Raw genomic sequence first — 15,046 nt, forward strand, 5'->3', positions numbered from 1 at the left:
TTTCCATTTGTTATATTCATTATGAGTGCATCATCATTAACCCGTCTTGCCAATCCGAAAAAACTTGCCCCTGCCTTCCGTAGTTACCGGTGCGAATGCTGGAGAAGAAGGGAGCGAAGCGGGGGAGTCCGGGGGGAGATAACCGTGAAGCGGTCCCCGGTATACCTCGTGCAATTGCGGGCAATTGGAGAAGTCTTCGGGCGTGACCAGATGACAAGGCTTATTCACAAGCCGCAGCCCTGCACGATCCAATACGGTCGCGACAAAGTGGGAACAGAAGAAGGCGTAGTCCCGGTCGATGTGGATTCGGAACAGGATGCCGAGCAGCCCGAGCAGATTATATTTGTAGCGATCCTGGTTGCGCATCATTTCCTTCACCAGATTGTACATTCGTTCATAATCTTCGGTACGGACACGGCAGCGGTAAACCGCGCATTCCGAATTGTAGAAGAAAGGGGAACGCAAGTTTTCCCGTACCAGTCCGCCGTCAAACGGGTTGTTGGCTTTTTTTCGACCGAAGCTGTACACTTCGCGCAACTCGGAATCGAATGCGATGGATGCATGATTCAATGGGGCTTTCGTGAAGTATTGGATCATCCGGCTGAACCAGGTACCCGTGCCTGTGAGCACAATCCAAATATCTTGTTCCGTGTACATACTCACAAACTCCTTTATTAACAATCCTAACGCTATACACAATTGTAAATGACTTGCTTTTCTCCACAATATACGAAAAGGGCAGCAGATTCAAGTCAAAAATATCCAATTTTTTTCAATTCCCCGAAAGAGGAGATTGCTGGGAACATGTATGGCTATACGCTCATACGAGGAATGTTGCAACTTCTGGTAATCTTCTATTGACCGAATGTATCCTTCGACCTATCTTATAGAAAGATAAGGGAGAGGAGGTTAGAGGATGAGCAATCTGGCACTTTTAAAAGAACCCAAGCAGCGCAAGCTGCTTTTCAGCGCGGGACTCAGCTGGATGTTCGATGCGATGGATGTCGGCATGATCTCATTTGTCGTTGCCGCGCTGGCATCCGAATGGGCGCTCAGTTCGCAGCAGGTGGGCATTTTGACAAGCACGACGTCGATCGGCATGGCATTTGGCGCTGCGATGGCCGGATTTCTGGCAGACAAATATGGCCGCAAAAGCATCCTGCTGTGGACACTGCTTATATTCTCCATTGCCAGCGGGCTGTCGGCCCTGGCGACGGGGTTTATCATGCTGTGCATCTTTCGTTTCATCGCCGGGCTTGGTCTTGGCGGAGAACTGCCTGTAGCATCTACGCTTGTATCTGAGAGCATGCCGGTCAAGGAACGAGGGCGGGCGGTCGTGCTGCTGGAAAGCTTCTGGGCAGCGGGCTGGATTCTAGCCGCCTTGATCGCTTACTTTGTCATCCCGAATTACGGATGGCAGGCGGCATTTCTAATCGGAGCCCTTCCAGCATTCTATGCTTTGTATTTGCGGCGTGCCATTGATGACTCGCCCAGATACCTGGAGCAGAAGAAGGTGGTCAGATTGGGCCTTGGCAAACGGATCGCTTCGGTCTGGTCACCGGAGTTTCGCCGTACGAGCATCATGCTCTGGGTGCTCTGGTTTACCGTTGTGTTTTCTTATTATGGTATGTTTTTATGGCTGCCGACGGTCATGGTAGACAAGGGGTTTAGTCTGGTGCAGAGCTTTCAATATGTGCTGATCATGACGCTCGCCCAGCTTCCCGGATATTTTACAGCAGCTTATTTCATTGAGAAGCTGGGCAGAAAGTTTGTGCTGGTCACCTATTTGGTATTGACGGCGATAAGCGCGGCCTGGTTTGGCATCGCCGATTCCGTTGGATCGCTGCTGGCCGCAGGGATCTGCCTCTCGTTTTTCAATCTGGGCGCATGGGGAGGTCTCTACGCCTACAGTCCGGAGCTGTATCCGACAAGGGTTCGCTCCACCGGTGTGGGTCTGGCGACTTCTTTCGGCCGGATCGGAGGGGTGATCGCCCCGTTTCTCGTAGGCGTGATGAAAGGCAACGGGGTTCGTATCGAGGTTATTTTCCTGCTGTTTTTTGTCACGATTCTGATCGGGGCCTTCAGCGTGCTGCTGCTGGGCAAAGAGACGAAGGGTGTGGAGCTTGCAGATTAGCGTTGGCTTGTGGCGGGAGCACGTTCTTGCTGTGCGGAGGCCTAGCACGGTCATCCCGTTTGATCAGGTAGAGGTGGTTTAGAGGTTAAGGCAGAGGCAGGGGGAGTTTCCTGAGCGAAAGGGATCATCATGCTAAGGGGAGTGGCAACGAACCCTCTATCACCAAAAAAAGAGCCGGGGATGTTTCATCCCAGGCTCTTTACCTTTATACCTCCATAATCGAAGGCATGATATAGGGGCTTCTTCCAAGCTCTCTTCGGAAATAGCGATTCAGTTTGGTGCTCGTGATTTGCTCCCATGCCGCGCGGTCGTATTCCCGCTGTTCGCCCGCCTTGTTCAGCTGCTTGCGCAGCATCGCCTCCGCGCGCCGCAGAAGCGGCTTGGAGTCCTGCATGTATACGAAGCCGCGAGTAATCAGCTCCGGGCCGGATAACAGCTTGCGGGTGCTGGGATCGATCGTAATGGCCACAATGACGACCCCGTCATGGGCGAGCTGAACGCGCTCCTCAAGCAGCTCCTTCTCATGTACGCGCAGCTCACCATTATTAATGTAGACTTCGCCGGAAGGAATATTGCGTCCTCTTCGAGCCCCGTTTCTGAACAAGGACAACGTATTGCCAATGTTCAGCAGATGCACGCTGCTCTCGGGCATGCCAACCTGAAGGGCGAGCTCACGATGATTCAACAGCATCCGGTACTCCCCATGTATCGGTACAAAAAATTTCGGGCGAATACTGCTGATCATCAGCTTCAAATCCTCACGGCAACCGTGACCGGATGTGTGAATGTCCAGAATGGAGCCGTATTTCACTTCAGCCCCGGCCCGCATCAGCAAATCGATGCTTCGGTTCACATTTTGGGTGTTCCCCGGAATCGGAGACGAAGAGAAAATAACGGTATCGTCTGGATGAATCTGAATGGAGCGGTGCGCCCCGGAAGCGATCCGGGTCAGCGCTGCATTCGGCTCTCCCTGACTGCCTGTGCATACGATCAACACCTGTTCATCGCGGTAGCGATTCACGGCTTTGACATCGATCAGCATGCCTTCAGGCATCCGGATATAACCGAGCTCTTGTCCGATCACAAATACTTTTTCCATGCTTCGGCCGACGATGGCAATTTTGCGGCCGGTCTGTATGGCCGCATCCACGACCTGCTGCAGCCTGTGCACATTCGAGGCAAAGGTGGCAAACAGAATGCGGCCAGGGCATTCCTGGAACAGGCGCAGGATGGATTGGCCTACCGTACGCTCGGAAGGCGTGAAGCCATCGCGCTCGCTGTTGGTGCTGTCTGCCATCAGGGCAAGGACGCCGCGCTGTCCAACCTGAAGAATTTTGTGCAGATTGGCGGGTTTATCCTCCGGTGTAAAGTCGAACTTGAAATCGCCTGTATGGACAACTGGCCCATACGGTGTCTCGACAACGATCCCGAAAGCGTCCGGAATGCTGTGCGTCGTACGGAAGAAATGAACCGACAGATGCCGGAAGGAGATCGTTTCCTCCTCATGAAAGACATGAAGTTCGGTCTGATCCAGCAGCCGATGCTCCTCCAGCTTGGCACGAACGAGTCCGATCGTCAGCGGACCGCCGTAGATCGGCATCTGGATCTGGCGCAGCACGTAAGGGATCGCTCCGATATGGTCCTCATGACCATGCGTCAGAAACAAGCCCTTCACTTTGCTTTTGTTCTGAATTAAATAGCGGATATCCGGGATGATGTAATCCACACCGCCCATATCTGAATCGGGGAACTTCAGGCCGGCATCAATGAGAATAATTTCGTTTTTAAATTCAACGCCATACATGTTTTTGCCGATTTCCCCAAGTCCGCCGAGTGCGAATATCCGAACAGGCGGCGCGGAGGGCTTGGGCCTCTTCTTAGGCTTGGCAGCTTGAATGGTGTCTGATAGCAGTGGTTTAGACATAGTGTAAAAAAATCCTCTCAATGGTAATTAAGGCAAATGCCTGGGTTTTTATTTTTGTCCTCTACTAAAGATATCAGAAAGCGGAGGCTTCGTGAAACGGTTTTCGTGAATTCGTTCTTAAATTGCCTTCATTATATAAGCTGTTTGCGATACTCCGACGGTGTGCACAGCATAATTTTGCGAAAGACACGGACAAAATAGCTGATATGCCCAAATCCGACATCCAGTGCGATATCGGATATTTTGTGCTCCGGCTGCCGCAGCAATTCCGCGGCCTGGCGGACGCGATAGGAATTAATATAATCGATCGGCGTCTGCCCGGTCATCGATTTGAAGAACCGGCAGAACTGCCCTTCGCTCATCGGAATCAGCCCGGCAAGCTCGCTCAGGCGGATCGGGCGATGATAGTTGCCCTGAATGTAGGCGATGACTTTCTTCAACCGCTCGGTCTGGGTCGTATCCCCGGCACCGCTCCGGCTCCGGTTGGCCATGCGGCCGGCAGCCTTCGCTTCATATAGCATCAGATAGATATGCCCCTTCAGGGCAGCCTCGTATCCCGCTGGCTTAGCTGCGGTCAGATGGACCATCTCGGTAATGTGGGCCATAAGCGAAGCATCGGTCTCCGGACGAATCAGTCTCGGCAGCGTAGCCTTTCTTTCCTGGAATGGCAGAATGATCTGCTCTTGCACCACATCGTATTGCGAGCTGGCAAGCATCGCCGGATCGAACACCATCGCACAGAAGCTGCAGCCCTGATCTCCCCGGGCGTGACCGGTATGAATATCGCCGCCGTCTATGAACAGCGCTTCCCCCGCCTTGACCGGAACATACTCGGTATCAATCTGAAACAGCACTTCGCCCTGAAGCACGTAGAAGATCTCCGCTTCCTTATGCCAGTGGGAGTCTACGACATGGGCCCCGGGGGCAAAATGAAACCGGTACGACGCGAACGGAAAGCGCGCATTCCCATGCACCTGGCTCTCCTTCAGGGACTGGCGAAGCGTCTGATCCATGGCGAACTCTCCTTCATGCGGAATTGGTAATCCCTAGGTGGATATATACATCAAAATCGTGCAATAAAATGACCGGATATTGATAGAATCAACAAAATTAGATCAGTATAATGACATTATAACGCTTACAACACCAAATTGAAATATAGAAAGGCGGTCCAACTTATGAAATTCACCGACGGCAACTGGATGATTCGCGAAGGTTTCTCCGTAGCTGGAGCCGTTCAGGCTTATGATTTTGCGGTAAAAGGGAAGACGCTGACAGCTTACGCCTCCACCGCGCCCATTCCCGGCCGGGGAGCCACCATTAACGCGCAGCTGATTACGGTTCAGTTCCATTCCCCGGCTCCGGATGTGATCGGCGTTAAACTGATTCATTACGCAGGCGTGCGTGATCTCGGTCCGGCATTTGAATTGAACAAGAACGACGGGGATCATGTCGTCATTGAAGAGAATGAGAGCGAAGCGACGATGCGCAGCGGCAACCTGAGCGTTGTCATCAGAAAAGGCCCGCAGTGGTCCGTGGACTTCTACAGAGGCAGCGAGCGCATTACCGGCAGCGGCTTTAAATCGATCGCTCACATCGTGGAAGAGGGCGGTCAAGCCTACATGCGCGAGGAGCTTGACCTTGGCGTAGGCGAGTGGGTATACGGCCTCGGCGAGCGCTTTACGTCCTTCGTCAAGAACGGTCAAGTGGTCGATATCTGGAACAAGGACGGCGGAACGAGCTCTGAGCAGGCATACAAAAACATTCCGTTCTACCTAACGAACAAGGGGTACGGCGTGTTTGTCAACCAGCCGGATCTGGTCTCCTTCGAGGTCGCTTCGGAGAAGGTGAAGAAGGTGCAGTTCAGCGTTCAGGGCGAGTCGCTGGAATACTTCATTATTGATGGCCCGGATCCGAAGGGCGTGCTTGATAAATATACGAATCTGACCGGGAAGCCGGCACTGCCGCCAGCCTGGACCTTCGGTCTGTGGCTTTCAACATCCTTTACGACCAAGTATGACGAGGAAACGGTCAACTCCTTTGTAGATGGCATGCTGGAGCGCGATATTCCGCTGCATGTATTCCACTTTGACTGCTTCTGGATGAAGGGGCTCAATTGGACAGACTTCCAATGGGATGAAGAGGTATTCCCGGATCCGCAAGGCATGCTGCAACGCCTGAAAGAGAAGGGGCTGAAAATTTGCGTATGGATCAACCCGTACATTGCCCAGCGCTCCCGCCTGTTTGAGGAAGGCCGCGAGAAAGGCTACCTTGTGAAGAAGCCGAACGGCGATGTATGGCAATGGAACATGTGGCAGCCAGGGATGGCACTGGTGGACTTCACCAATCCGGAAGCCTGCGAATGGTATGCAGGATACCTGCGCGAGCTGGCGGACATGGGTGTCGACAGCTTCAAGACCGACTTCGGCGAGCGGATTCCAACAGATGTCGTTTATTATGACGGCTCCGATCCGCACAAAATGCACAACTACTACACACAACTGTACAACAAAGTAGTCTTCAACGTACTGGTTGAGAAATTCGGCAAGAATCAGGCTGCCGTATTTGCCCGCTCGGCAACCGTAGGCGGACAGCAATTCCCGGTTCACTGGGGCGGAGATTGCTATGCCGACTACGAGTCCATGGCGGAGAGCCTTCGCGGCGGACTATCGCTCGGACTGGGCGGCTTTGGCTTCTGGAGCCATGATATCGGCGGCTTCGAAGCTACAGCGCCTGCGCATGTCTTCAAACGCTGGCTGGCCTTCGGTCTTCTGTCGAGCCACAGTCGTCTGCATGGCAGCAGCTCTTACCGGGTGCCTTGGGCCTATGATGAGGAAGCAGTGGACGTAACCCGCTTCTTCACTCAGCTGAAATGCAGCCTGATGCCTTATCTGTTCCATACGGCCGTTCAGGCTTCGGAGAAAGGCATCCCGAGCATGCGCGCCATGTTCCTGGAATTCCCTGGCGACCCGGCTGTCGAAATGCTGGACCGTCAATATATGCTGGGCGATTCCTTGCTGGTTGCACCTGTATTCAGCGAGCAGGGAGAGGTTACTTATTACTTGCCTCATGGACGCTGGACGCATCTCTTGACCGGGGAGACGGTCGAAGGCGGAACATGGCGGAAGGAAACGTATGATTTCCTGGGACTGCCGCTCTTTGTACGCGAGAATGCATTTGTGGCGATTGGCGCGGACAATACCCGTCCGGATTATGACTATGCGGACGGCGTGAAGCTGGGACTATATGCGCTGGAAGAGGGCAAAGAAGCTGAAGTTACTGTGCGCAGCATGGAAGGGGCAAGCGAGCTGGAAGTTCGCGCGGTGCGCAGCGGCAACCGCGTCGCCTTTACAGGCACCGGTGCAGGCAAGCCATTCTCGATCCAACTGCACAGCATGGGCGAGATTGAGTCTGTTGATGGCTCCGCAGCCTTGGCCGAAGGTGCAATTCAAGTGGCCGGCGGACAGCAGACGTTCTCCTTTACCGCAACGCTTAAAGCATAAAGGCAACCTAACACTTCCGGGTGAAGCATTGCAGGTTATAAGCCCGCAGCAGCGATTGATTTAACGCTGGTGTCGGGCTTATTTCCATCTTTTTCATGCGATCGGCGGGTGCAAACCTTGTTATAATGGCGATGAAACCAGTGCCAGGTCTTGTTGAAACCGTTTACTTATATCGGCGGGATGGGCTGGCGACGATACAAGGACAGGAGCATAAGCATGCGATCCTCTTTCATTCAGCTCATGAATGACATGAAGCTTCGAAATAAGTTGATATTATCCTTTGTTGTGGTCGTATTTGTGCCGGTGGCGATCGTTGGCGTAATTCTGACCAGTGAGCTGCGAAAGTTCGCTTTTGACAATGCCATGGAGCAGGCTTATCAAAATGTAGACCGTGTCAAGAAACGGGCCACCGAGATTATCAATGTGGCCGATGATCTGTCCTACAGGCTGCTGTATGACGAAAGATTGAAGAGCGTTGTCAACAATCGCTATGAAAGCGTATACGATGTGTTCGTTGCTTATAGGGCCTACCCGGATCTTCATCAGGCGATCCAAATGTACAAGGAGATCTCCAACATTCGTTTCTATAGCAACAACGAAACGCTGCTGAACAACTGGCAGTTCATCAATCCGACACCCGAGATCGAGGCCACGGACTGGTACAAGAACGCCAAGGAGAACGTCGGACTGGTCCAGTGGGATTATATTACGGACGAGAGAGACAATCGAACCTATCTCAGCCTGGTGAAAGGCGTCGATTTAGGAAGCAGGGACAATCGCGGCGTGCTGGTCATCAACGTAAACTCCGAGATTCTCAATACGATACTGAGCCAGGAGACGTTTGACACCATTATCGTGGACAGCAAGAACAATATCGTCGCCTCGAACCGTCCGGAGCTGTACGGGAGTCCGCTGGAAAATATCCATGATGAATCCGGCGTCGTATACAATCTGGAGGGCATCTATGAGTCCGTGATTGACAATAAGGAGTCCAAAGTGCTGATTGAACCGCTGAATACCGAGTCGGGCGTGGACGGCCTGAGGATTATTTCGATCTTCTCCATCGATAGCATTGTCAAGGAAGCCAACCGGATCAACCGGCTTGCGATGACGGTGATTCTGATCAGTTTGCTGCTGGCCTTATTGCTCATATACAGCTTCTCGCATCTGATATCCAGCCGGCTGCTTCGCTTGAGCAAGCATATTTCGAAGGTAGGTACGGGAAACCTCGGCGTGGCTATGGAAATTGACGGCCGGGACGAGATTGGGCAGCTCTCGCGCCAGTTCAATTCGATGGTATCCAGCATTGGCGAACTGATGAATGAAGTGCAGGAATCCAATCAACAGAAGCGGTTGCTTGAGCAGAAGCAGAATGAAATCAAGTTCAAAATGATGGCCAGCCAGATCAATCCGCATTTTCTGTTTAATGCGCTCGAATCGATCCGCATGGAAGCCCATATCAAGGGGGAGACCGAGATTGCCCGCGTGGTGCGGATGCTGGGCAAGCTGATGCGCAGCAATATTGAGGTTGGCAGCGGCAAAACAACCATCAAGGATGAAATCGAGATGGTGGAATGTTATTTGGACATCCAGAAGTTTCGTTACGAGGATCGGCTTCGGTTCGAGGTTCAGGTCGACCCCGAAGCACTGCTGTTCCGGATTCCGCCGCTGATTATTCAGCCGCTTGTGGAGAATGCGGTCATCCACGGCATGGACAACAAGCAGGAGGCGACCACGGTCCGGGTGATGGTAACTGCGGAGAATGAGGCGATCCTTATATCGGTCGCGGATGACGGTGCCGGCATCGACCCGAACAGACTCGAAATGATCCGGGGGTTTCTGGAAGAGTCGGAGGAACAGGAACGGATCGGCCTCCGAAATGTGCATGTCCGTCTCCAGTTGACCTATGGTCCGGCATCCGGTTTGCACATCGAGAGCGAGCCTGGGCAAGGCACGATAATTCAATTCAGCATTCCGATGGGGGGAGAGTTCAATGATTAAAGTGCTAATCGTGGACGATGAGCCGAAACTTCGTGAAGGACTGAAAAGCATCGTCCCGTGGAATGAGCTTGGCTTTCAGGTTGTGGATACAGCAGCGAACGGATCGGAGGCGCTTGACAAATTCAAGGCGCATGCACCGGACCTGATGCTGGTGGACATTCGGATGCCGGGCATGGACGGCCTGCAGCTTATTGAGGCGATACGGGAGAAGGACCCTCGTGTGCACATGCTTATATTGAGCGGGTACGCTGATTTTGACTATGCGAAGAAGGCAATCTCACACCGGGTCGCCGGTTACTTGCTGAAGCCGGTGGATGAGGATGAGCTATCCAGTTACTTGCTGGAAATCAAGGAGGAGATCCAGAAGGAGCGCAGCTGGGAAGACACGCATAAGGTGGTCGTGGAGGAGAGCCGGGAGGCCTTGATCCAGACACTGCTTTCCGAGGAGTCTCATAGCGGGACTGAGCTTGCGCAGCATGCTGCGAGGCTGGATCTGATGTGGAATTATTATCAAATTCTGCTCGTGCATGCTGAAGGCGAGGAAACCGCGAATCAGGACCCGGAACGCACGCTGAAGGAGCTGCTGAATGAATGGGTCGAGCAGCGGGGCCATGGTGCTGTCTTTGCCTATCAGGCGTATACCGGAGTCCTGTTGTCTGCCTCGCTTCATACCGAGGCGGCCAGGCAGGAGATGTATGGTCTGCTGGACCGCGCAGCGGCCCAGGCAGGTCTGCATATAACGGCAGCGGCGGGGAAAGAGGTGCGCAAGCTGGAAGATGTGGTCCAGTCGTACAAGATGGCCAAGTCGCTCATCCGAAGCCGCTTTTTCTATCCGCCGGGCGAGCTGCTGTCGTCCTATTCCAAGCCGTTCACGGCCGAAGATGATAGCCAGGAGGGCGGATATGACCCAAGCCAAGCGATGGACCAGCTGTACTTCGCCGTGGATGTCGGCCATGCCGAAGTGCAGCATAGTCTGATTCCATCCGCCGCATACGCAATGGTTCGTGACGGGTATACGGAGGGAATGATGAAGGGCGCCTTTATGGAGCTTCTGACAGGCATATTCCATAAGCTGACCCTGCATCATCCGGATCTTCAGTCCCGCACCAAAGAATATACCGACAACATTGCGGCCGTGTACCGGCAGCGCACGGTGTTTGAACTGTGCCAGCATGCCGTCGATGTGCTGGGCGAACTAACACAGCAGGTCGGCAGAGGCAGTTGTGATCAGGAGATCAAGCGTATCCTGGATCTAATCGAGCGGAGCTACAGCGAGAATCTCAAGCTGGAGACACTGGCCACCGTCTTCAATTACAACAGCGCTTATCTGGGCAAGGTGTTTAAAAATACGACCGGAGAATACTTCAACACGTATCTGGACAAGGTGAGAATCAGCAAGGCGAAGGAATATCTGAAGCAGGGGATGAAGGTGTACCAGGTCGCCGAGAAGGTGGGCTATACGAATGTCGATTATTTTCACAGCAAATTTAAAAAATATGTCGGAACCTCCCCCTCCAGCTATCGCAAAGAACTGAAACTGTAGTCGCCTGATGCGGCATATAGCCGCTGGGACCGGCATCCCCTCCATGCCGGATGAATCCGTACGAGATGGACATATCTTGAAGCGAAGCCCCACGTGTTGGGGCTATTCTTTTAGGCGACGGACGCGGCGTCTGACGGTCCATTAGCCATCGCGAACAATGTCTAATTTTTATATGATTTTTGGCGAAATCCTTCGGGTACCGCCTGGCGGCTCCTTGGTTTATCATCGTGGTATACAAGAGAGGAGGGGTTGGTTTGAAAGCGGTAACAGAAACATCAGGCAGCACGGAGCCTACCGTAAATAAAAAGAAAAAAGGCTTTTGGACCACTTTCAAGGAGCAGAAAATACTGTATGGAATGTCGCTTCCCTTTATCATCGTTGTGTTCATATTCAGCTATTTGCCGGTGTGGGGCTGGATTATGGCATTCCAGAATTATAGGCCGGGCAGAGGGATATTCGAACAGAAGTGGGTCGGCTTTGATCACTTCGTGACCCTGTTCACGGATGATAAGTTTTACCTCGTGTTGCGAAACACGCTGGCCATGAGTTTCATGGGGCTGATCGTGGGATTCACCATCCCGATTTTGTTTGCGGTGCTGCTCAATGAGATTCGTGGAAGCGTTTTTAAAAGAACCGTACAAACGATCTCCTACTTGCCTCACTTTGTATCCTGGGTCGTTGTTGCCGGGATTGTAACCAAGATGCTGTCCGTTGATGGAGGCGCTGTCAATCAGCTGTTGATGGCCCTGGGCTTCATCGATCAGCCGATTCAGTTCATGGCACAGGGAAGCTGGTTCTGGTATATCGTTACCGCCTCCGATCTGTGGAAGGAAATGGGCTGGAATGCGATCATCTATCTGGCCGCGATTGCCGGCATTGATCAGGAGCAGTTCGAAGCAGCCAAGGTGGACGGAGCAAGCCGCATCCGCCAAATCTGGCACATTACACTGCCGAGCATTGCACCGACCATTGCCATTCTACTCATTATGTCGATCGGGCACCTCGTCAGCATCGGGTTTGAGAAACAGTTCCTGCTTGGGAACCCGCTCGTTGTGGACTACTCCGAAGTTCTCGATTTGTATGCATTGAATTACGGACTGAGCATGGGTCGCTTCTCCTTCGGTACGGCGATCGGGATGTTCAACTCGATTGTTAGTATCATTCTGTTGCTCACAGCTAACGGTTTGTTCAAAAAATTCATGAAGCAATCGATTATGTAAGGAGGAGGGAGCAGCATGGCTCGTACGAAAGCAGCATCCATCAAGCCCTCGTTCTCCGATCGGGTGTTTGATATCGTGAACTACACGTTCATGACCCTAGTTATGATCGTGACACTATATCCATTCTTGAATGTGCTGGCGATCTCGCTTAACGACTCTGTGGACACGGTTCGCGGAGGAATCACGATATGGCCAAGGCAATTCACGTTAGAAAACTACATGCAGATATTCCAGTATGAAGGACTGATTACCGGTGCCAAAATATCGGTGCTCCGGACGCTTGCTGGAACGCTGCTCGGCCTGATCTCAGGCTCGATGCTCGGCTATGTGCTGAGCCGGATAGAGTTTCAGGGCCGCAAGTTTATGTCTACCTTCTTGGCTCTGACGATGTACTTCTCCGGCGGCATGATTCCAGTGTTCATCCTGATCCGGGACCTGAACATGATGAACTCTTTCCTGGTCTACATCATTCCCGGAATGGTCAGCGCATTTAACGTCTTTGTCATCCGGTCGTTCATCGACGGCCTGCCCTATTCCTTGCAGGAGTCGGCCAAGCTGGACGGAGCGAACGACTTCACGATTTACTATCGCATTATCCTTCCGCTCTGCAAGCCGGTGCTTGCCACCATCGCCCTGTTCCTGGCGGTCGGACAGTGGAACTCCTGGTTTGATACGTATCTGTACAACGGCTCTGCACCGCATCTAACAACCCTTCAATTCGAGCTGATGAAGGTGCTGCAGAGTACACAGGGACAAAACACCGGGATGGGGGCCGGTCAGAACATGGCCGAAATCGTCAAGCAGGTATCTCCGGAATCGATCAAGATGGCGATCACGATCGTGGTTACCGTTCCGATCCTGCTGGTGTATCCGTTCCTGCAGCGTTACTTCGTGAAGGGCATGACGCTCGGAGCGGTAAAAAGCTAAACACCGATCCATGGTATCAGCAGGCCGTGCGGCCGCGTGCGGCCTGTTATACAATAGAATTTTTTCACTTTAGAATAGGGGGTAAAGCAAATGAATCACAAGAAAAGATTATCGCTGCTCCTTGCCATCATGATGCTGGCTACATTTATTCTGTCTGCGTGCAGCGGGGGTAATAACGGCAATTCCGCAAGCGGCGGAGACACTGGCAATGAGGGAGACAGTCTGGAGCCGATCACAATCACATATTTCAGCGCGGACTCTAACGCGAACTGGGTCAACATGCAGGATGCGGTTGGCAAGAAGCTGACCGAGCTTACAGGCGTTACGATTCAAGCCGAATTCGCGGTGGATGGCTCGAACCAGAAGCTGCCGCTCATGGTGGCCAGCGGTGAGTACCCGGATCTGGTATTTGCTAAAGGGGATGCCAATCTGTTTGTTGATGCAGGCGCTTACATTGATCTGACAGACCTTATTGAGGAGCATGCGCCGAACATCAAAAAGGTCTACGGCGACTATATGAGCCGCTTGAAGTGGAGTAATGAGGATGAAGCGATCTATGTGCTGCCTACCTTGGCGGCGGTAGATAATGAGATGCTCGACGCGGGCGGTACGTTCCAAATTCAACACGAAGTATTGAAGGAGCTCGGCTATCCGGAGCTGAAGACAGTGAAGGACTACGAGAATGCTCTGAAGGCTTATTATGAGAAGTACCCTACGATTGACGGGCAGCCGACGATTCCGCTGTCGCTGAACGCGGACGGCTGGAGAATTATGATATCGGTTACAAATCCGGCCTTTATCGCAACCGGCGTATCTGATGATGGTGAATATTATATCGACCTGGAGACGGCCGAGGCGCAGCTGCACTACAAGCGTCCGGAAGAGAAGGAGTATTTCCGCTGGCTGAACCATATGAACGCTACCGGGCTGCTGGATAAAGAAACATTCGTACAGAAAACAGACCAATATGAAGCTAAAATTTCCTCGGGCCGCGTCCTGGGCGTAATCGACCAGGATTGGGGCTTCGGCAATGCAACGAGTGCTCTTCGTTCCTCCGGCAAAGAGAATCGCACCTATGCAAGATTCCCGATCCAGCTGGATGAAACGACCAAGGATGCTACATTCCAGGATACCGGTTATGTGGCAGGATGGGGTGTAGGGATTACAACGTCTGCCAAGGATCCGGTGCGCATCATTAAATTCCTGGATTATCTGGCATCCGAGGAAGGTCAAATTCTGATGAACTGGGGCATTGAAGGCGAGCATTATGAAGTTGTAGACGGCAAGCGCGTCATTCCGGAAGAGATTCAGGAGCGCAAAACGTATGACAATGCCAACTTCACGAAAGAGACAGGAATTGGCTTGTACAATGCACTGTATCCGCGCTACGGAGACGGTGTGCTGGATTCGACAGGCAACTACTTCACAACCAACTTCCCTGAGACGATCATGAAGAACTATACGCCGTCCGAGAAAGAGACGCTTCAGGCATACGGCGTAGAGATGTGGAAGGATCTGTGGCCGAAGAAGGAAGAATTCCCTGTGAAGCCATGGGGTGTTGCTTACAACATTCCGGTACCAAGCGATTCCAACATCAACATCACGTATAAAAAAGTGGAGGAAATTACCCGCAAACGTATTCCGGAAATCATTCTGGCAGACCCGTCCAAGTTCGACGAGCTGTATGATCAGTTCATTCAGGAACTGAACGCTGCCGGTGCGGAGCAGATGGAACAAGAATATACCGAGCTCGTACGCGCTCGCGTGGAGCTGTGGAACGACTAATACAAGGTG

General features: G+C 52.6%; 10 protein-coding genes. 7 read left to right on the forward strand and 3 right to left on the reverse strand.

Features of this window, described 5'->3' with window-relative positions; all coding sequences use genetic code 11:
* Positions 1–36 precede the first annotated feature (36 nt).
* Complete coding sequence (locus CHH67_RS17710; RefSeq protein WP_095266533.1) at positions 37–657, reverse strand: hypothetical protein; 621 nt, start codon at positions 655–657, stop codon at positions 37–39.
* A gap of 259 nt (positions 658–916) precedes the next feature.
* Here CHH67_RS17710 and CHH67_RS17715 point away from each other — a divergent pair, with 259 nt between their 5' ends.
* Positions 917–2,134 carry an MFS transporter gene (locus CHH67_RS17715; RefSeq protein WP_095266534.1) on the forward strand — a complete coding sequence of 406 codons (1,218 nt, stop codon included), beginning with the start codon at positions 917–919 and terminating at the stop codon, positions 2,132–2,134.
* A gap of 205 nt (positions 2,135–2,339) precedes the next feature.
* On the opposite strand, the gene rnjA is transcribed toward CHH67_RS17715, so the two are convergent.
* Both rnjA and CHH67_RS17725 read right to left on the reverse strand, forming a co-directional pair.
* A complete protein-coding gene (rnjA, locus tag CHH67_RS17720; RefSeq protein WP_095266535.1) occupies positions 2,340–4,058 on the reverse strand; it encodes a ribonuclease J1 in 1,719 nt (572 codons plus the stop codon).
* 131 nt (positions 4,059–4,189) lie between these two features.
* Positions 4,190–5,071 (reverse strand): AraC family transcriptional regulator, encoded by an 882-nt coding sequence (locus CHH67_RS17725; RefSeq protein WP_095266536.1) that lies wholly within the window; start codon positions 5,069–5,071, stop codon positions 4,190–4,192.
* A gap of 165 nt (positions 5,072–5,236) precedes the next feature.
* Between CHH67_RS17725 and yicI the strand changes: the two genes are divergently transcribed.
* The 6 genes from yicI to CHH67_RS17755 all read left to right on the forward strand — a co-directional run bounded on the left by yicI (position 5,237) and on the right by CHH67_RS17755 (position 15,037).
* Positions 5,237–7,561: an alpha-xylosidase gene (gene yicI, locus CHH67_RS17730; protein WP_095266537.1), complete on the forward strand. Its 2,325-nt coding sequence runs from the start codon at positions 5,237–5,239 to the stop codon at positions 7,559–7,561.
* A 216-nt stretch (positions 7,562–7,777) separates the two neighbouring features.
* Positions 7,778–9,562 carry a sensor histidine kinase gene (locus CHH67_RS17735; protein ID WP_095266538.1) on the forward strand — a complete coding sequence of 595 codons (1,785 nt, stop codon included), beginning with the start codon at positions 7,778–7,780 and terminating at the stop codon, positions 9,560–9,562.
* Positions 9,555–11,105 carry a response regulator transcription factor gene (locus CHH67_RS17740; protein ID WP_095266539.1) on the forward strand — a complete coding sequence of 517 codons (1,551 nt, stop codon included), beginning with the start codon at positions 9,555–9,557 and terminating at the stop codon, positions 11,103–11,105. The genes CHH67_RS17735 and CHH67_RS17740 overlap by 8 nt, the downstream gene beginning before the upstream one ends.
* Positions 11,106–11,359: 254 nt before the next feature.
* Positions 11,360–12,325, forward strand: a complete 966-nt coding sequence (locus CHH67_RS17745) for an ABC transporter permease (RefSeq protein ID WP_095266540.1) — start codon at positions 11,360–11,362, stop codon at positions 12,323–12,325.
* Positions 12,326–12,340: 15 nt separating this feature from the next.
* Positions 12,341–13,252, forward strand: a complete 912-nt coding sequence (locus CHH67_RS17750; protein ID WP_095266541.1) for a carbohydrate ABC transporter permease — start codon at positions 12,341–12,343, stop codon at positions 13,250–13,252.
* Positions 13,253–13,342: 90 nt separating this feature from the next.
* Positions 13,343–15,037: an ABC transporter substrate-binding protein gene (locus CHH67_RS17755; RefSeq protein ID WP_095266542.1), complete on the forward strand. Its 1,695-nt coding sequence runs from the start codon at positions 13,343–13,345 to the stop codon at positions 15,035–15,037.
* Positions 15,038–15,046: the final 9 nt, after the last annotated feature.

This window comes from Paenibacillus campinasensis, assembly GCF_002272015.1.
Taxonomy (GTDB): Bacteria; Bacillota; Bacilli; order Paenibacillales; family Paenibacillaceae; genus Paenibacillus_AQ; species Paenibacillus_AQ campinasensis.